Annotated in this window: 11 protein-coding genes; 10 read left to right on the top strand and 1 reads right to left on the bottom strand. The window is 35.8% G+C overall.

Going from position 1 to position 20,122, the window contains the following annotated elements; all coding sequences use genetic code 11:
• The first annotated feature begins 7 nt into the window (after positions 1-7).
• From AC1EUY_RS05655 to AC1EUY_RS05610, 10 genes are all read left to right on the top strand, one after another.
• Positions 8-3,190, top strand: a complete 3,183-nt coding sequence (locus tag AC1EUY_RS05655; protein WP_480194536.1) for a glycoside hydrolase family 2 TIM barrel-domain containing protein — start codon at positions 8-10, stop codon at positions 3,188-3,190.
• 10 nt (positions 3,191-3,200) lie between these two features.
• Positions 3,201-4,604 (top strand): CIA30 family protein, encoded by a 1,404-nt coding sequence (locus AC1EUY_RS05650; RefSeq protein ID WP_480194535.1) that lies wholly within the window; start codon positions 3,201-3,203, stop codon positions 4,602-4,604.
• Positions 4,605-4,637: 33 nt separating this feature from the next.
• Positions 4,638-5,468 carry a glycoside hydrolase family 16 protein gene (locus AC1EUY_RS05645; RefSeq protein WP_480194534.1) on the top strand — a complete coding sequence of 277 codons (831 nt, stop codon included), beginning with the start codon at positions 4,638-4,640 and terminating at the stop codon, positions 5,466-5,468.
• A 31-nt stretch (positions 5,469-5,499) separates the two neighbouring features.
• Positions 5,500-8,511 carry a carbohydrate binding domain-containing protein gene (locus AC1EUY_RS05640; protein ID WP_480194533.1) on the top strand — a complete coding sequence of 1,004 codons (3,012 nt, stop codon included), beginning with the start codon at positions 5,500-5,502 and terminating at the stop codon, positions 8,509-8,511.
• A 99-nt stretch (positions 8,512-8,610) separates the two neighbouring features.
• On the top strand, positions 8,611-12,057 hold the full coding sequence (locus AC1EUY_RS05635) for a hypothetical protein (RefSeq protein WP_480194532.1): 3,447 nt from the start codon (positions 8,611-8,613) through the stop codon (positions 12,055-12,057).
• 108 nt (positions 12,058-12,165) lie between these two features.
• Positions 12,166-13,875 carry a glycoside hydrolase family 3 protein gene (locus tag AC1EUY_RS05630; RefSeq protein WP_480194531.1) on the top strand — a complete coding sequence of 570 codons (1,710 nt, stop codon included), beginning with the start codon at positions 12,166-12,168 and terminating at the stop codon, positions 13,873-13,875.
• An 18-nt stretch (positions 13,876-13,893) separates the two neighbouring features.
• Positions 13,894-15,192, top strand: a complete 1,299-nt coding sequence (locus AC1EUY_RS05625; RefSeq protein ID WP_480194530.1) for a glycosyl hydrolase family 17 protein — start codon at positions 13,894-13,896, stop codon at positions 15,190-15,192.
• A 40-nt stretch (positions 15,193-15,232) separates the two neighbouring features.
• A complete protein-coding gene (locus AC1EUY_RS05620) occupies positions 15,233-16,726 on the top strand; it encodes a glycoside hydrolase family 30 protein (RefSeq protein WP_480194529.1) in 1,494 nt (497 codons plus the stop codon).
• A 38-nt stretch (positions 16,727-16,764) separates the two neighbouring features.
• Entirely contained in the window at positions 16,765-18,330 is a 1,566-nt protein-coding gene (locus tag AC1EUY_RS05615; protein ID WP_480194528.1) for an MFS transporter, read from the top strand.
• Positions 18,331-18,367: 37 nt separating this feature from the next.
• A complete protein-coding gene (locus AC1EUY_RS05610) occupies positions 18,368-19,252 on the top strand; it encodes a glycoside hydrolase family 17 protein (protein WP_480194527.1) in 885 nt (294 codons plus the stop codon).
• Between the two features lie 71 nt (positions 19,253-19,323).
• Here the strand turns inward: AC1EUY_RS05610 and AC1EUY_RS05605 are convergent, their stop codons facing one another.
• A complete protein-coding gene (locus tag AC1EUY_RS05605; protein WP_480194526.1) occupies positions 19,324-19,974 on the bottom strand; it encodes a DUF937 domain-containing protein in 651 nt (216 codons plus the stop codon).
• Between the last annotated feature and the right edge of the window lie 148 nt (positions 19,975-20,122).

Here is a 20,122-nt window from a genome sequence, read left to right as displayed (position 1 = left end):
CAATACAATGAAACACAATTTTCTAAGTATCATTTTCTTGTTATTTACAACTTTACTATTTGCACAAGCTGACAAAGTAGAAGTTGTGAAGAGCGATGACGGAATGAAATTAGTAGTAAATGGCAAAGATTTCATGGTTAATGGTGTGAATTGGGATTATGTCCCGATTGGTACCACTATTACAGACCCAGGCATTTGGGCTAAATCTGACGATGTCATCAAAGCAGCCATCGATGGAGAAATGTCCTTGTTGAAAAACATGGGTGTGAATGCCATACGTACGTATAACTTAAAACCTAAGTGGATTACCTATATCTACGAAAAATATGGTATTTATACGATGCTCAATATTACTTTTGGTGCTTACGGACTTACTATTAATGGTGCTTGGGTACCACAAACTAATTATGCCGATCCTGCAACACATAAAGTTTTAATGGATGAAGCCATTCAAATGGCGAACACGTATAAAAATGTTCCAGGTCTATTGCTATATATGATTGGTAATGAGAATAATTATCATTTATCATGGACAAGTGCTGAGACCGAAGATATACCAATAGACGGTGCAGCAGACCCTGGAAAAATAAGGGCTGCAAGAGCATTGTACAAGGCGTTTAACGATGCTACGAAAGAAGTAAAGAAAATAGATACAAATGTACCCGTTGCGATTTGTAATGGTGACTTACTGTATTTAGATCTTGTTAAAGAAGAGTGTACTGATATAGATATATATGGTACAAATATGTATCGTGGTACTTCCTTTGGCGATGCATTTCAAAAAGTTAAAGATGAGTTGAATCTACCGATACTATTTTCTGAATTTGGTTCTGATGCTTTTAATGCAAGAGATAATAAAGAAGATCAGTATATGCAAGCTTATTATGATTTAGAAAATTGGAAAAACATTTATGAAAATGCTGCGGGCTTAGGAAAAGTAGGTAATTCCATTGGTGGTTTTACTTTTCAATTTAGTGATGGTTGGTGGAAGTATAAGCAAACAGAAAACTTAGATGTACATGATAATGCTGCTACATGGGGTAACGGTGGTTACAGCCTAGATCAAGCGAAAGAAGGAGATAATAACATGAACGAAGAGTGGTTTGGTATTGCAGCCAAAGGCCCTACTGATACCAGAGGTTTATATGAGTTATATCCCAGAGCTGCATATTACGCATTAAAAGATGCTCATGAATACAACCCTTATGCCGATGGAGCGAGTTTAAACACACTTAAGGAGCATTTTGATGACATAAGTCTAATGGGGGCAGTTCTCCGTGCAAGAGGTGACCAAGCTGCATTGGAGGCTAAAAGTGGTGGGAAACTCCGAATTAGTCAATTAAGAGCGGAGTTCACAACATTTAATACAGGTGGTAAACTTATTACTACACCGAATACCGCCGATCCAGATCCAGCAAATGCTGTTTTCCCAGATCAATTAGGTTTTGATCATATGCAATCGTACTATGTAGGCGTAGAAGGAAAGCCCACTGCCAGTATGCGCGCTAATGTAAACTTCAATATCGTTGGTAATGTGGCTACAAACCCAATCAATGAGATTTTTTATGAAAATACTGCCCGTCCAGTAGTAGTTGAAGGAGCTGATGGTACAGACGTAGTTCTTACCGATAACAATAGAGTACGAGTTTATAGTGCAGAATATGAATGGAACACGAATATTGCAGATATAAAAGGATTCTATAGAACTGGTCATTACCATTGGGGATATGAAGGTGATTTCTTCGGTTTATACCCTGAAGCAAACTACGGTCCTAATTTAGATATCTATAATGGTGAGATATTAGGTATGGAGATCGATGGTAAAGGAAAGCTGAAAGGATTGAGTGCTGCATTTGGCCCTCAACTATGGTGGGGAGCAAATCCTACTGCATTGATAAAATATAACACAAAAGTAAAAGGTTTTGAAATCTCAGGGATATATCATAGAGACTTAGAAACAGACATAGAGTTAGATGAGAATGGTCGTCGTATTTTAGATGCTAATCAAATTCGATCAGGTGTAATTCCGCCATGGCCAACCGAACGAGCGACGATAGCCGTTGAAAAAGAGTTTGGTAATTTCGGACTGACAGTAGGAGGTATTTGGGGTGGTAGCCCTCTTAATGGAGTTAAATTTCCATTTTATGATAAAACTACCAATATTTCTTATGAAGATGAGATCAATTCAGATGATAACTGGGGTGCAAAGGCGAAAATTACCTATTCGAAAGGAAAATTTAATTGGTATGCTTTAGGTGCAACTACAGGTTTAGTAGCCAATGGAGGTGTAGATCAAACGCAGAACTTTTCTGGATGGAAACTAAAAGATAATGGTAGTGGTAACCAAAACAGTTTTCTTACAGGTTTTACCTATACTATCGGTAATCTGCAAATAGCACCCAACTTTTTATGGCAAGAGCCATTGGTAGCTGCGGCACCTAACAATGCTCCTGGCTTAGCTAGACTTAGAAATGTAATTGATGATCCTTTTGCAGTACGTTCTAATCGTAAAACTACGGCAGGTGAAATTATACTTACATATGACCCAACACCAGGTTCTTGGTTCTATTCTTGGGACAATGACCGGGTAGAAGATGCAAAGTTAGCCTTTAATGTTGGGTTTGTGTATCGCCACTTGCCTACAAATATGGATGCGCATATTGGTTTCTTAGCAAATCGTACGTTTTTCGCATTTCCGAATGCCGCTCCAGCAAAAGATTTATGGGAAGCACATTCACGAATCGTATCTAAAATTAATCCAGATTTAGCTTTTATAGCAAATTTATATGGTGGAAACGCGCAATCATTAGGTAGTGACCCGCGTACTGTCGAAAGATTCGGTGCTGATCTGCGTGCCATCTATAAAAAATGGAAATTTGAAGGGATGTTAAAAGTGAACGATTGGGGTCCTTATGATTACCATCGTGATTTTAACTTAACGTATCCATTACAAATGTCACTAGACATATCTACATCTATAGGTAAGCCTGATTGGTTTATTCTACCTGATACGAAAATTGGAATTCGTGGTACTTGGCGATCTTTAAATGAATATTCGCCTCGAGATTTAATTACGAATACGATCGATCCGAATTCTTTCCCAGCGGTACCTGTATTAAGTCGAGTAGGATTTGATAATGGTCAAGAATGGGAAATAAGAACATATATACATATTAACATAGGAAAATAATAAGATGAATATGAAAAATATAAAATATTTAAGTTCCAAAAGCTTCTTTATAGCTTTGACGTGTGTAGCGTTATTGAGTTGTGAAAGAGAGCTTTCAGATGAAGCAATTTTTGCAACATTTCCTCAAAATGGTGATGTTTTTATTGATAATTTTTCTGCAGGTTTAGATTATTTTCCCTTTGTAGATGCAGGCGCAGACCCAAATGCCTTTACTGTAGTTACTGATGAGGTGTTTTCAGGAAGTTCTGCGATGCGTTTTGACGTTCCCACATTTGGGAATGGTTTTGTTGGTGCTGCATTTAATACGACAGCAAATAGAGATCTTTCTGCTTTTGATGCTTTGACGTTTTACGCAAAAGCATCGCAAGGTGCGACGATAGATGCTATCGGATTTGGTATTAATAGTGAGAATAATAATAAATATCAAGTAACACTAAATGGTCTTGCAGTAAGTACAAATTGGAAAAAATATGTTATTCCTATTCCAGATGCTTCTAGAGTTTTTAATGAAACAGGGTTGTTATGGCTAGCAGAAGGAGCTTCTTTTGCTGGTGATGAAGGTGGGTATATACTTTGGCTTGATGAAGTAAAATTTGAGAAATTAGGTACTATAGCACAACCAGATCCAGCTATTTTTAATGGTGAGGATATAAGTGTACAAACTATTAATGGGGCAACACAAGCCGTTAGTGGACTTTCCCAAACATTTAATCTAGCTTCTGGAGAGAATATAACAGTCACTGCAGCGCCATCATATTTTGATTTCACTTCTTCGGCACCTCATATTGCGAATATCAATGAGTCAGGAGAATATACGGTATTGAGTAGAGGTGAAACACTAATTACTGCATCGATAAATGGAACACCAGCTAGAGGGTCTATTACGGTAAATTCTTTTGGAGACTTACAAGCTGCTCCAATACCAGAAAGACCTCAAGCCAATGTAAAATCTATTTTTAGTGATACATATACTAATGATACCGAAAGTAATTTCTCTCCAGGATTTGGTGGATCTAGTACAGAGACAAACATCCTTACCGCAAACGGAGATTCTTTTTTATCGTATGCTAACAACAATTTTACAGGAATCATTTTTAACAATCCCGTTGACGCTTCTGCATTGAATTTTATGCATGTGGATGTTTTTGTTCTCAATTCAGGTGTTGAAATAGGCCTTCAAATTCGAGATATCGGTGCAAATCAAATGATAGAAACTAACACTAATAATGGAAACCCTATTGGAGATGATAAAGATTTTAGAACAGAAATAACAAATCTAGCTGTTGGTCAATGGACTTCAGTTGAAATACCTCTTGGAGGTGATATTGCGAATCAAAAAAATAATTTAGGAGCCATTATATTAACGGGTGGGCCTAACTTTATTTTAGACAATATATATTTCTATACAGAGTAATAGTCGTAGTAAAAATATACTAACAAAATAATTATGAATTTTAAAAACATAGTAAATAGCAGATTATTCTTAGTTGGATGTGCTATCTCTTTATTTGTGTGTTCAATTTCATGTGAAACAGACGAAACGCAAGAAGTAACTACACTTACAAATCTTGTTTTTGCAGATGAGTTTGATACAGAAGGGGCGCCAGATGCTTCAGTTTGGAATTTTGAAATAGGTCGAGGACCTAATGGTGATGGCTGGGGAAATAATGAACTACAGTATTATACAAACCGAACAGAAAATGTAAAGGTTGAAAATGGGTTTTTATTAATTACAGCACAAGAAGAATCTTTTGAAGGAGCTAATTATACTTCTGCAAGACTTACAACTGAAGGTTTATTTGAACAACAATACGGTCGTTTTGAAGCACGTATTAGAGTGCCTTATGGTAAAGGATATTGGCCAGCGTTTTGGTTGTTGGGTAATGATTGCGATACAAATATTTGGCCGCAATGTGGTGAGATAGATATTATGGAATATCTCGGAGATTCTCCTAATGTAGTTTTCGGTAGTGTACATGGTCCGGGTTATTCAGCTGGTCAAGCAGAAACCAAAGAATATACTTTAGAAGGTGATAGGTTTGATACGGGTTTTCACGTATTTGGAATTGAGTGGAGTCCAAATAAAATCAACTACTATGTAGATGGTGATCTTTATAATACAATAACCCCAGAAGATGTTTCTGGCGAATGGGTGTTTGACCATCCTTTCTATATGATTTTGAATGTGGCTGTGGGTGGTAGTTTTCCAGGATCACCAAGTACGGAAACTGTATTTCCACAATCTATGATCGTAGATTATATACGAGTATATCAATAATAAAAAACTAATATAACTAATAAGAATAATCATGAAACAGTTAATCAAAAGATCTAAAATACTATGGTTGCTAGTTGTCGCAGCTTCCTTTTTTGCATGTGAAGATGATGATGATGCTACATTACCAGAGTTAGTAGCAAGTTTTACCCATACAATTAATGAAGATACAGGTGCTGTATCCTTTATTAACCTATCAGAAAATGCAGATAGTTATTCATGGGATTTTGGTGATGGTACATCTTCCACAGATATTAATCCCGTGAAAGTATATGGCACAGGTACATATACTGTTGTGTTGACCGCTAAAAATGTAGCAGGAGCTTCTGGTACATTTGAAGATCAGATAGTAATCAACATTCCATTGCCAATTAATTTTCCAGTTAATTTCGACGACCCTAATGTAAATTATAATGTTACAACCTTTAACGGAGCATCGTTTGCTATAGTAGCAAATCCTGACGCTTCAGGTTCTAACACAAGCACTTCTAACGTTGGTGCCATTACAAATAGCGGAGCCGCATTCGAGGGTGTTTTCTTTGATTTAGGGATGCCTATAAATTTGACCGAATTGAAATCTATTAAAGTTAACTTTTGGTCTGATGCTCCGGTTGATGTTTTAATGAAACTAGAAGAAGGAACAGGTGCCGATGTAGAAACTACAGCTAGTCATGGTGGCACTGGATGGGAAGAAATTAGATTCGATTTTAATTCTGATGCAAGTTATTCGAGAATAACATTATTTGTAGATGGCCCTGGTACAACAGCAGGTACTTTCTATATAGACGATATAATGCAAGTAGAAACACCTGCACCAACTAGTGGATGTAATGACACTCCTGTTGCGGCAACTGCTCTTCCATTAGATTTTGAAGGCTGTGCTACATTCCCATCTTCAGATAATTTTGGTGCTGGTATAACTTCTGAGCTAGCCCCAAATCCAGCTAAAACAGGTATAAATACTTCTGATTTTGTGCTAAAGGTTGATAAACCTACTGATTCAGATTTCTTTGCGGGTATTCAAAATACTTTCGCTGATAATTTTGATTTAACAACGACAAATATCTTTAAGTTAAAAGTATATTCTACGAAAGCAGATGTTGTTTTCAGGTTTGAATTATTAGCAAACCCTAATGATGGCAGTATCGGAAATCCTGCACCAGTATTTGTAACAATTCCTACTGCTGATGAGTGGGTAGAAGTTGAATTCTCGTTTACAGGCTTACCGGCGGGACCAATGGCATACAATCAATTGGTGATCAAGCCAGACAATGATCAGTCTGACAGTGCCATTACTAATGGAGGAACCTATTATTTAGATGATCTTACACTTAGTGAGAGTGATCCAGGAAGCACATTTGATGACGGTTTATTAACCAATGGTGATTTTGAAGCAGGTGCAGCTCCATGGACTATTGGCGTGGGTGCCGATCCAGTTCCTGTAGTTACCGAAGGTGATAATAGTTTCTACTCAGTGAATGTTGAAACTGCAGGGAATTCATTTGATGTGAATATGAGTCAGAAATTAGAAATTATTGAAGGAGAAACGTATAAATTAACTTTTGATGCTTGGTCCGATCGCGCTAGAAGTATTATCGCTGGTATAGGATTAAGTGGTGGTGATTTTTCAAATAATTCTGAAACTGTAAATATAACCACAGATAGACAAACTTATATGTTAACATTAACTGCTAATGGCTTTGGTGCTTCTGATGCTCGAGTATTATTTGACTCTGGAGCTGAAGTTGGTGTAGTAAATATTGATAATGTATCACTATTCTTAGACGATAGTGGATCTGGAGGCGATACAACTGCTCCTGTTATTACCTTGAATGGTGATGCAGTTATCAATCTAACTGTTGGAGATACATTTACAGATCCTGGTGCTACAGCTTCAGATGATGTTGATGGTGATATCTCAGGAAGCATTGTTGTAGGAGGAGATACGGTAGATACAAGTACTGCTGGAGCTTATACGATTACGTATAATGTAAGTGACCAAGCAGGAAATGCAGCTACTCAAGTAACGAGAACTGTTAATGTTAATGAACCAGCTCCTTTTAATAGTGGTTTGTTAACGAATGGTGATTTCGAAGCAGGTGCTGCTCCATGGACTATTGGTGTTGGTACAGATCCTGTTCCAGTAGTGACAGAAAATGGTAATAGCTATTATTCAGTAAACGTAGAAAATGCTGGTAACTCTTTTGATGTTAATATGAGTCAAAAATTAGAGATAGTAGCGGGATCAACCTATATATTATCATTTGATGCTTGGTCTGATCGCGCACGATCTATAGTTGCAGGTATTGGATTAAGCGGAGGAGATTTTGCGAATAATTCTCAAGCAGTAAATATAACTACTGATAGACAAACATATACGCTTACACTTCTAGCTGACGGATTTGGAGCGACAGATGCACGAGTTTTATTTGATTCTGGCGCTGAAGTTGGTGTAGTGAATATTGACAATGTATCATTAGTCTTAGATGATGGCGGTTCAAGTAGCCAAGGAGGATGTAATGATACTCCTATCGCAGCAACAGAACTTCCATTAGATTTTGAAGGATGTCAAACATTCGTATCTTCATTTTCAAGTGCTGGTGACGGAGGTGTTACGCCAAGTTTAGATGCAAATCCATCTAAATCAGGTATCAATACATCAGATAATGTTTTAAAAGTTGTAAAAGCAAGTGGCATTAACCGTTGGGGCGGTGTGCAAAACTCATTCCCGGCTGGTGTTATTGATATAACAACCAAAGTATTTAAAGTGAAGGTGTATTCTAGTGTTGCAGATGTTACCTATAGATTTGAGCTTGCCTTAGATCCGCAAACGGAACCCGTAACGGGCAATCCTGCACCTCAATTTAGAACGGTATCTGGTGGTGCAAATGAATGGGTAGAACTAGAATTTACATTTACGAATCTTCCTGCGGCACCAACAACGTATAATCAATTAGTGATTAAGCCAGATAATCCAGAGGGTTCAGACGGAGAAGTAACAACCGAAGAACGTGTGTTTTATTTTGATAACTTAAGACTTGAATAAATCAAAGAATAGAAATTTTATTTGAATTAGTAAGTTAAGGTCGAGAGGTAAAATACTCGACCTTATTTTCCAAAAACGAAAAGTACATAGGTATATAAAATGTTTACAGAGCAGACTCAAATTGATAAGAAAATAGCACTAGAACATTTAAAATTAGATGGTGAAGAATTCTTCAAAATATCTAATAGTGATCAGATGCGTCCGTTTTTCATGAGTATTGTAAGTGATTCAAATCATTGGATGTTCATATCAAGTAATGGTGGAGTAACAGCTGGTCGCCAAAATGCTGAATTCTCACTATTTCCATACTATACAGATGATAAAATAACAGAATCAGCAGATATAACAGGGAGTAAATCGATATTTCAAGTTGAAAAACTAGGGAAAACACATATATGGGAACCCTTTTCTGAACGCTTTGAAGGACGTTTCCAAATTACTAGAAATTTGTACAAGAATGTGTATGGTAATAAAGTGCTGTTTGAGGAAATAAATCATGATTTAGATCTTATTTTTCGGTACCAATGGAACTCTAGTAATCTCTTCGGATTTGTTAAAAAAAGTCAATTGGTGAATACAGATACTGTAGAAGTTACGATTACTCTTTTAGATGGTATTCAAAACATTCTACCATATGGTGTAGGTAGCGATTTACAAAATGAGAGTAGTAACCTTGTTGATGCGTACAAGCGTAGTGAATTAGAAGAAAAAACAGGCTTGGGTATTTTTGCCCTAAGTGCAATTATTGTTGACAAAGCTGAGCCTAGTGAAGCACTCAAAGCAAATGTAGTTTGGTCACTAGGGTTAGAGAATGTAAAGTATTTATTATCATCTCAGCAACTTAAAAATTTTAGAAAGCAACAACCCATAACGCAAGAAGTAGATGTAAAAGCAGAGAAAGGTGCCTATTTTGTACATACTGAAATACATTTGGCGTCTAATTCTGAGAAAGCGTGGATGTTTGTTGCTAATGTAAATCAAAATCACGCTACTATTGCACAACTTTCAAGTGACATTAGCACCGACATTGAGCTTTCTGAAAAAGTAAACCAAGATATTGCTCTTGGTACACAACGCTTAATCGCATTAGATGCAGCTGCAGACGGATTACAATTAACAGCCGATTTCTCTAGAGATAAAAGACATTTTTCAAACACGCTATTTAATATCATGCGAGGTGGTATCTTCGACGATAATTACACTATTGAACTTTGGGATTTTAAAAATTACATTGCCAAAGCAAATAAGAAAGTAGCGCGCACACATGAAGAAATCATTAATGATTTGCCAGAAGTGTTTTCAGTTTTTAAATTAAAAGAAGTTGCATCGAAAACAGACGATAAAAATTTTAGGCGTTTATGCTTAGAATATATGCCCTTAAAATTTAGCCGTCGTCATGGAGATCCTAGCCGCCCTTGGAATAAATTTTCCATTAATACTAGAAATGAAATAGATGGATCAAAAATATTAGATTATGAAGGGAATTGGCGCGATATTTTTCAGAATTGGGAAGCGCTAGCATTATCGTATCCTGAGTTTATAGAAAGTATGATTCATAAATTTTTGAATGCTACTACTTTCGATGGCTATAATCCGTATCGTGTTACGAAAGACGGTTTTGATTGGGAAACTATAGAACCTGATGACCCTTGGAGTTATATTGGATATTGGGGTGACCATCAAATTATATATCTATTAAAATTTCTAGAATTCTCAGAAAATCTATCGCCCAAAAAATTGGAAAGCTTTTTTAGTAAAGATTTATTCGTTTATGCGAATGTTCCGTATAAAATTAAAAGCTATGAAGATATTTTAAAGAATCCAAAAGATACGATAGAGTTTGACGAAACATTAGATCATAAAATACGTATTGAGCGTAATGAAATTGGAGCAGATGGAGCATTACTGCGTGATGAAAATAGATTTATAGTAAAAGTCAATTTTATTGAAAAAATATTAGCTACTACACTCGCAAAATTATCAAATTTTATTCCCGAAGGTGGTATTTGGATGAACACACAGCGTCCAGAGTGGAATGACGCAAATAATGCGCTGGTTGGTAATGGTGTGTCAATGGTAACCTTGTACTATCTACGTCGTTTTTTACAATTCTTTGACGACATATTTATAAATACACAAACTAACTCAGTTGAGGTTTCTAAAGAGATGGTTACTTTCTTTAAAACAGTTGTTAATACATTCGATACGCATCGCGCTATATTATCTGGAACTTTTGATGATAGACAACGTAAACAGGTATTAGATGGTCTTGGGAGGGCTGGTAATGACTATAGAAATCAAATTTATAATCATGCATTCTCTGGAAGAAAAGAAGTTGTAACTATAGAAGAACTTAAACATTTTATACATGTTAGTTTAGAATATTTAGAGCATACAATAAGAGCAAATAAACGAACAGATAATTTATACCATGCGTATAATTTAATGACGGTAGAAGATGATACTGTTTCTATTTCATATTTAGATGAAATGTTAGAAGGTCAAGTAGCTGCTTTGAGCTCTAAATACTTGACTTCTAATGAAGCACTAGCAGTATTAGATAGCATGAAAAATAGCAAGCTTTTTAGACCCGATCAGTATAGTTATTTGTTATATCCATACAAAGATTTAAAAGGATTCATAGCTCGAAATACAATCCCAAATAATTCAGTAAGACAATCTGAACTATTAAAGCAATTAGTCAATGACGGAAATGTTCAAGTAGTAGAAAAAGATGTAAGGGGTGTTTATCATTTTAATGGAGGTTTTAGAAATGCTTCAGATCTAAAGAAAAGTATGCAAGAGCTTCCTGCTGATTATAAAGAGCTAGTCGATAAGGACGGAACTACAGTATTAAATATTTTCGAAGAAGTATTTAATCACAAGGCATTCACAGGCCGGTCAGGAACATTTTATGGGTATGAAGGACTAGGCTCAATCTATTGGCATATGGTATCTAAGTTACAATTGGCCGTACAAGAGTGTTGTTTACAAGCAATTGAAGACGATGCAGGTGATGAAATAATTGGCAGACTATTAGAGCACTATTATGAAATTAATGAAGGTATCGGTGTGCATAAATCACCAGAGCTTTATGGTGCTTTTCCAACAGATCCTTATTCGCATACTCCAGCAGGAAAAGGAGCACAACAGCCTGGAATGACAGGACAAGTTAAAGAAGATATTATTAGTCGTTTTGGTGAGTTAGGGGTATTTATAAAAAATGGTAGACTTTGTTTTGATCCCATCCTATTACGAAAAAGTGAATTTCTTACAAAAGAAAGTACATTTCAATATATAGACGTTACGGGCATTACAAAAACGATAAAAATTTTAAAAGATGAACTTGCCTTTACCTATTGTCAGATACCAATAGTATATAAACTTTCAGATAAAGATGGTTTAAAAATAACTGACTCTGAGGACAATAGTAGGGTAGTACAATCTCTAGAGCTTGATAAAATGACGAGTTCTGAAATTTTCAAAAGAACTGGTAAAGTTGCTAAGGTTGAAGTATATCTAAACCGAAGTATTCGGTTAAAATGATAAAAAATATAAATGATAAAAAACTAGTATCACAGGTATTACTTTTTAGTGTATTATTCGCTGGATCTTGCAAAAAAAGAAAACTATAAAGTAGTTAATGCAGAAAGTATGATAGAAAAAAAAATAGATTCTATACTCGCTTTAATGACCCTAGAAGAAAAGATAGGTCAAATGTCGCAGGTACGTCATTTTGATGATGTTACAGAAGAAGACATTGCAACAAAGTTTATAGGATCTGTTATTCATACACAAGGACCCGTTCCTGGAAAGAATGCTACTGAATGGCAAGCTAAATTTGTACGGCTGCAAAAAAAAGCGCTGGCTACCAGATTAGGTATTCCGTTGCTTTTTGGTGTAGATGCTGTTCATGGTCAAAACACCTATGAGGGCGCTACTATTTTTCCTCATAATATAGGATTAGGAGCAACAAGAAATGCAAAATTGGTAGAGCAAGCTGCCGCAATTACTGCTTTAGAGAGCCAAGCTACTGGGTTTAACTGGGTGTTTTCGCCATGTATTGCGATTCCTTATAATGAAAAATGGGGTAGAGTTTATGAGGCATTTTCTGAAAATACAAAATTAACAGAAGAACTTACAAAAGCTTCTGTAAAAGGACATCAAGGTAAACTTTCAGATTCGCATACGGTAATGGCGACTGCCAAGCATTATATTGGTGATGGCGCTACAGATTTTGGTGTTGAAGGAGGAAAAACATCACTCAATTTTGATCAAGTTAAAGAACGCTTGTTATCACCTTATAAAGTGGCTGTCGAAAATAAAATAGGCGCTATTATGGCATCCTTTAATACGCTAGGTGGTAGAGCGATGCATGCGCATAGAAGAATGATCACCGATACCTTGAAAGAGGCTATTGGGTTTGATGGAATTATGGTGTCAGATTGGAAAGCATATTCGAGGTTTGGAAAAAATGATATTATCAAGGCGGGTATAGATGTAGTGATGGCTGTTGATGGAGATTTGGATGATTTTCAAAAAGGTTTGAAAAAAGCAGTTGAAAACGGACAGGTATCTCAAGATAGAATTGACGATGCTGTAAAAAGAATACTAAGGCAAAAATTCAGATTAGGTTTGTTTGAAAGTCCATTTCCAGATGCTAGATTGATAAAAAAAATAGGAAACAGCCAACATCGTCTTGTAGCACGGCAAGCTGTAAGAGAATCGTTAGTGTTGCTCAAGAATAAAAACAACATACTGCCTTTATCTAAAAAATCGAAGGTCGTCGTGGTTGGTGAACATGCAAATAATTCAGGTTTGCAATCTGGAGGATGGACAGTTAATTGGCAAGGAACTACTGAAAATTATAAAGGGGCAACTACCATACTAGAAGGAATACAAAAAGTATCAGAAGGAGAAATAATTTACGATAAAGATGCATCAGATAATGATACAAATGTTGATGCAGCAATAGTAGTTGTTGGTGAAAAACCGTATGCCGAATTTTTTGGTGATATAGGGCATGAATCTAACGATCTTACTTTAGAGCTTACTGAGGCACATCAAAAATACATTAAGTCTTGTATTGATAAGGGTGTGAAAGTAATCACAGTGTTAATTTCTGGACGCCCACTTGTTGTTACTGAACAAATAGATGTATCTGATGCATTTGTAGCAGCATGGTTACCTGGTTCTGAAGGAGATGGAATTGCTGAAGTTTTATTTGGTGATTATAATTTCAAAGGAAAATTACCACATTCTTGGCCAAAATCAATTGAAGATTATAACAATAAATATGGTCCTAATTTTTGGGACGATAGTATAACACCCTTATTTCCTTATGGATATGGATTAGAGTATTAATAATTAAAAATAAAACAGATGAAATCTGTACTTAAAATAATTAGTATTGCAATAGTTTTTATAGTAAGCTATTCATGCAAAGAAGTAAAAAACGAGAAAGAGAAAAATCAACCTAAAACAAAAAAAGAAGTGACCGTTAAAGATATTTTAGGAAATCCTGATTATTTAGCCATTTCCTATGGTGGCTATAGAGAAAATACAAGGGAAGTCCAACCTACTATTCAAGAATTAAAAGAGGATATGAAAATCCTTGCAGCAATGGGAATCAAAATCATAAGAACATATAACGTTCAAGAAAAATTGCCACACGCTTCAAATATTTTAAAAGCAATTCATGAATTAAAAAAAGAAGATCCAAATTTTGAGATGTATGTTATGCTAGGTGCTTGGATAGATTGTAAAAATGCTTGGACTGGTCTTGAACCCGATCATAATATAGAGAGCGAAAATAATGAAGGAGAAATAGCCAGGGCTGTAGCATTAGCGAATCAATATCCTGACATCGTAAAAATAATAGCAGTAGGTAATGAAGCCATGGTAAAATGGGCCACTAGTTATTTTGTACAACCAGGTGTTATACTAAAGTGGGTAAACCACCTTCAAAACTTAAAAGAAGAAGGTAAACTTTCTAAAGATGTCTGGATTACTAGTTCTGATGACTTTTCTTCCTGGGGAGGTGGCGGTTCAGAGTATCATGTAGAAGATCTTGAAAAATTAATTAAGGCTGTCGATTATATTTCTATGCATACCTATGCCTATCATAATTCGCACTACAACCCCGAATTTTGGGGTGTACCCGATGATGAGGAAGGGTTATCTGATATCGAAAAGATTGAGAGCGCTATGCTCCGTGCCAAAAAATTTGCTATTGACCAATATGAGGCTGTATCAGCATATATGAAAAGTTTAGGGGTTGACAAGCCTATTCATATTGGTGAAACAGGTTGGGCTACGATTTCGAATGGACATTATGGTGCTACAGGTTCAAAAGCTACTGATGAATATAAAGAAGCATTGTATTATAAATACTTGAGAGAATGGACAAATGCAAACAATATAGCATGCTTCTATTTTGAGGCATTTGATGAACAATGGAAAGATGCCGGAAATAAAAAAGGCTCAGAGAATCATTTTGGACTCTTTACTATCGATGGAAAGGCGAAATATGCCTTATGGGATGCGGTAGATAAAGGGATTTTTAGTGGGCTGACCAGAAACGGAAACCCAATTACCAAAACATTTAATGGAGATAAAGAAGCTATGATGAAAGAGGTATTAGTACCGCCATTAAAGCGGGAGCAAATGGCACCTCATTAAGAAATAATGGTTGTTTGTATGAATGGTCGAATAAAGAAAAATGAAAACTAAAAGTTCACTTTACATATTACTAATAATGGCGTTTATGCTACATGCTTGTCGTGCAGAAAAAGATAATAAGTTAAAAGTTGAGGTATATGAAACTTCAGCTTCAGGCAATAAATTAACAAAGATTTCTGAGTTTGCTGATGCTAAAAATGCATCACAGATAAAACTATTGCCAGATGAGAAGTTTCAAAAAATCACCGGATTTGGTGGATCTTTTACTGAATCTTCAGCATACCTTTTAAACCAATTAGGAAAAGAGAATCGTAAGAAAGTTATCGATGCATATTTTGGGCCCAATGGTGCGAACTATTCATTAACCCGCACGCACATGAACTCATGTGATTTTTCGCTAAGTCAATATTCATACACTCCAAAAGAAGACAAAGAGTTAAAAGATTTTTCAATACAAGAAGATAAAGAGGATATCATTCCTTTTATCAAGGAAGCAATGGAGGTTTCAAAAGATGGGTTTAAAATTTTATCGTCTCCTTGGACAGCACCACCATGGATGAAAGACAACAAAAGTTGGGTAGGTGGTAAATTACTGCCAGAGTATTATGATACATGGGCGCTTTTCTTTTCAAAATATATTGATGCTTATAAAGCAGAAGGAATTGATATATGGGGAGTTACCGTTGAGAATGAACCCTTAGGAAATGGTAACAATTGGGAAAGTATGCATTATACACCTGATGAAATGACCAATTTCGTTCAAAATTATTTAGGACCAAAATTGGAAGCAGATGGAAAAGAAAATATTAAAATTTTAGGTTATGACCAAAACAGAGAACATTTAAAAGAATGGATAGATTCTCAATATAAAAATGAAGAGACTTCTAAATATTTTGATGGTACAGCCATTCATTGGTACGCAAGTACATTTGAAATATTTCCTGACGCTTTACAATACGCACATAAAAAAGCACCAAGTAAATACCTGATTCAGTCAGAGGCCTGTGTTGATGCAGAAGTCCCGAAATGGCAAGATGATGCATGGTATTGGTCGAAAGAAGCTACCGATTGGGGCTGGGATTGGGCTCCAGAGAAAGATAAACCAATGCATCCTAAATATGTGCCAGTATATCGATATGCCAGAGATATAATAGGCTGTTTAAATAATTGGGTTGATGGATGGATCGATTGGAATATGGTATTAGACACCAATGGAGGTCCCAATTGGTTTAAAAATTGGTGTGTAGCACCCGTAATTGTTGATCCAGAAAAGGATGAGGTGTATTTCACACCTTTATATTATACATTAAGTCATTTTAGTAAATATATACGTCCTGATGCAATCAGAATCGGATTTGAAAATTCTGACGATAGACTCTTAGTAACCGCCGCAAAGAATCCTGATGGTTCTATTGCAGTAATACTATTAAATCAAGGTTTTGAAGCTAAAGATATTAAGCTGTCTTTAGATGATAAAGCCATTGATATACAAATTAGCGGTAAGGCATTGCAAACAGTTGTAATACCAAGCTAATGAATACTAAACAGATTAACTAACTTAAATACAATAGTATGTCACAACATGTTACTCCTGCTAAAGATAAAGTCCCTGTTGGGCAAAAAGCCACTTTTGGCGCAGGTCACTTTATATTAAATATTTTACCAGGTACATTAGGAGTTTTTATTCAATTTTTCTTGCTAACAGCTTGGGGAGTTGATCCTTTGTGGGCAGGACTTCTTGGAGGATTACCTAGGATATTTGATTCGATAACAGACCCAATAATGGGTTTTATTTCAGACAATACCAAATCTAGGTGGGGGCGAAGAAGACCTTATATTTTCGTAGGAGCCATTATAAGTGGTATTCTTTTCTTTTTAATGTGGCAGATAGATGATAATGCATCGCAATCATATATCATTTGGCATGTGATGGTATTGCAATTGTTATTTCTTATTGGTAATACAATGTTTGCAACACCATTAGTAGGGCTAGGATATGAAATGACATCAGATTATAATGAGCGTACACGCTTAATGGCTTTTTCTAATACGATGGGACAAATTGCTTGGATGATTGTTCCTTGGTTGTATGTAATTATTCCAGATACGAATACCTTTAATACGCAAACTGAGGGTGTTCGAACGATGGCACTTATAGTAGGTGCAATGTGTATTGTTTTTGGAATTTTACCAGCAATATTCAATAAAGGAATTGATTCTGCTAATATGGAAAACAGAAAAGAAATCAGTTTTAAAAGCCTTGCAGCAAACATGAAAGATTTATGGGCTGGTATATTACAAGTTTCTAAAAATAAACCCTTTATGAAGTTATGTGGTGCAACCTTTTTGGTCTTTAATGGATTTCAATTAGTGGCTGCGTTTGGAGTTTTTATCATTGTATTTTACATGTATAATGGAAGTTATGAGCAAGCAGGAACATGGCCTGCATGGTTCAATACAATTAACGCCATTATTACGGCATTTATCGTAATTCCTATTATCTCTAGAATGGCCAACAAATGGGGAAAAAGAAATGCATTTATAATTTCAACGTTTTTATCTATTGTGGGCTACCTACTAAAATGGTGGGGGTTCGATACAGCACTAAATGATAAGTTTAACCAGACTGGCTTAGGTAAGAGCTTAAATTCAGTAGTTGGTTCTCTTTTTGAAAAATTAAATCCAATGTTAGATAGTGTAGGAATGTCTTGGTTTAGTATAGACCCTGGTAGTGAAGTGCCATGGCTTATATTTTTACCAATCCCTTTATTTGCTTTCGGTATGGGAGGGTTGTTTACATTAATGATGTCTATGACCGCAGATGTTTGTGATCTTGATGAATTAGAGAATGGTATGCCGAGAAAAGAAGGTACTTTTGGAGCCATCTATTGGTTGATGGTTAAAATAGGTCAGTCCATAGCACTTGTACTTGGAGGAGTTATTTTAAGTATTGTAGGATTTGATCCAAATGCTACAGAGCAATCATTAGAAACTATGAATAACCTTCGAATAGCTGATATTATTGTTCCATCAGCAACGGCTGCGCTTGCAATTTGGGTGATGTGGAAATATAGTCTTTCAGAAGAAAGAGCTAAAGAAATTAAAAAGGAATTGGTAGAGCGAAGAGGAGAGCTTTAATTTACTAATTTTGATAACTAATAATTAATAAGATATTATGTCATATAGAGATGAAAAGTTTTTAACCCTTGCGGCTATAGACTATGCAGATAAAACAACAGATGAGCTAAAAGGTTTGTTTAAACAGGTGTTAGAAAATGGTATGCATGGCTTAGGTTTTAGTGCTTATGAAGAAGGTCAAAATCCTGGAGATCAACTTTCTGAAGTTCAGATTCGAAGAAGAATGGAAATTATTAAACCTTACACGAAATGGGTGCGCTCTTTTTCATGCATAGAAGGTAATGAGCTAATTCCTAAAATAGCTAAAGAATATGGTATTAAAACTATGGTAGGAGCTTGGCTGGGAGACGATGCAGAAAAGAACGAAGAAGAACTACAAAGCTTAATTGAATTGAGTAAACAAGGTTATGTAGATATCGCTGCAGTTGGTAATGAGGTTTTGTATCGAGGTGATTTAAATGAAGAGGAATTACTTGGTTTTTTATATAGAGCTAAAGAAGCAATTACAGATGTGCCAGTAGGATATGTAGATGCGTATTATGAATTTTCAGACCATCCTAGAATCACAGAAGCTTGTGATGTTATTTTGGCAAATTGCTATCCGTTTTGGGAAGGGTGTGACCAAGATTATTCTTTATTGTATATGAAAGATATGTATAATAAAGTACTACGCGCGGCTAATGGTAAGAAGGTAATTATTTCTGAAACAGGATGGCCAAGTCAAGGGACGAACTTACATGGGGCTTTTCCATCGTATGAAAATGCAATAAAGTACTTCATTAATACACAAAAATGGTCTAAGGAAGAAGATATAGAGATTTTTTATTTTTCTTCTTTCGATGAATCTTGGAAAGTAGGAGCCGAAGGTGATGTAGGTGCTTACTGGGGGTTATGGGATAAAAATGAAAAATTGAAATTTTAAATGTTCTGATAAGAATCAAAAAAGGCTCGTCAACGACGAGCCTTTTTTGATTCTATAAAGCTTTAGAAATATTATTTCTTTCCGAATAAATCTCCTAAAAGACCTCCTAATAGTCCGCCACCAGAAGATTTTTGTTGAGCTCCACCAAGTACCATTCCAGCTACATCGTCTAAAACACTTCCGTCACCATCAGCATCTAATATTTTTTCTAAGAAACTTTGTTCTTGTTTCGTAGAATTTCCACCAAGCATTCCACCAAGCAAACCATTTAAATCTGATGGTTGTCTAACTTGTTGTTGACGTGTTTGCTTACCTAAGACACCCATTAAAATAGGCGCAGCAACTTTTAAAATATTGCCCACAGATCCTGCATCAATTCCAGCTTTTTGTCCAATAACCTGTTGAACGCCTTGTTGTCTGTTTCCTAAAACGTGTCCTAAAATTTTACTACCATCATTAGTGACTTCTTCGCTTACACCACCACCAAAAAGATCACTTAAATTATCTAAAATGCTTCCGTCATGCTTATTTTGTATTGCGCCCATTAAGCCTTCCGCACCTTGAGGTGTGGCTGCGTTGCGCTGCATTGCTTTCATTAATACTGGTAGCGCCATGGTGAGCACGCTGTTTGTTTTTTGCGTGTCTTGCCCAGTAGAACCTGCAACACCATTTATAATTGTCTTACCTAAATCACTATTTAGTAGGTCTAAAATTCCTGCCATTTTTTTGTTTTTAATTGATTAATAATAATTCACAAGATACGATATTTAAGTAAATATCTATTGGTATGACAAGGAATTGATATAAAAGTCACATACAATAATTAATTATTATTTACGATTGGAAGATATTTTCTATCTTTCAACTTGA

This window comes from Maritimimonas sp. 2210JD6-3 (assembly GCF_056591795.1).
This window is presented reverse-complemented; position numbering and strand designations above follow the sequence as displayed.

What these genes read in the sequence shown, in the direction of transcription:
- AC1EUY_RS05655 (WP_480194536.1), top strand. Translation starts at nt 8, where the DNA reads ATGAAACACAATTTTCTAAGTATCATTTTCTTGTTATTTACAACTTTA.
- AC1EUY_RS05650 (WP_480194535.1), top strand. Translation starts at nt 3,201, where the DNA reads ATGAAAAATATAAAATATTTAAGTTCCAAAAGCTTCTTTATAGCTTTG.
- AC1EUY_RS05645 (WP_480194534.1), top strand. Translation starts at nt 4,638, where the DNA reads ATGAATTTTAAAAACATAGTAAATAGCAGATTATTCTTAGTTGGATGT.
- AC1EUY_RS05640 (WP_480194533.1), top strand. Translation starts at nt 5,500, where the DNA reads ATGAAACAGTTAATCAAAAGATCTAAAATACTATGGTTGCTAGTTGTC.
- AC1EUY_RS05635 (WP_480194532.1), top strand. Translation starts at nt 8,611, where the DNA reads ATGTTTACAGAGCAGACTCAAATTGATAAGAAAATAGCACTAGAACAT.
- AC1EUY_RS05630 (WP_480194531.1), top strand. Translation starts at nt 12,166, where the DNA reads ATGATAGAAAAAAAAATAGATTCTATACTCGCTTTAATGACCCTAGAA.
- AC1EUY_RS05625 (WP_480194530.1), top strand. Translation starts at nt 13,894, where the DNA reads ATGAAATCTGTACTTAAAATAATTAGTATTGCAATAGTTTTTATAGTA.
- AC1EUY_RS05620 (WP_480194529.1), top strand. Translation starts at nt 15,233, where the DNA reads ATGAAAACTAAAAGTTCACTTTACATATTACTAATAATGGCGTTTATG.
- AC1EUY_RS05615 (WP_480194528.1), top strand. Translation starts at nt 16,765, where the DNA reads ATGTCACAACATGTTACTCCTGCTAAAGATAAAGTCCCTGTTGGGCAA.
- AC1EUY_RS05610 (WP_480194527.1), top strand. Translation starts at nt 18,368, where the DNA reads ATGTCATATAGAGATGAAAAGTTTTTAACCCTTGCGGCTATAGACTAT.
- AC1EUY_RS05605 (WP_480194526.1), bottom strand. Translation starts at nt 19,974, where the DNA reads ATGGCAGGAATTTTAGACCTACTAAATAGTGATTTAGGTAAGACAATT.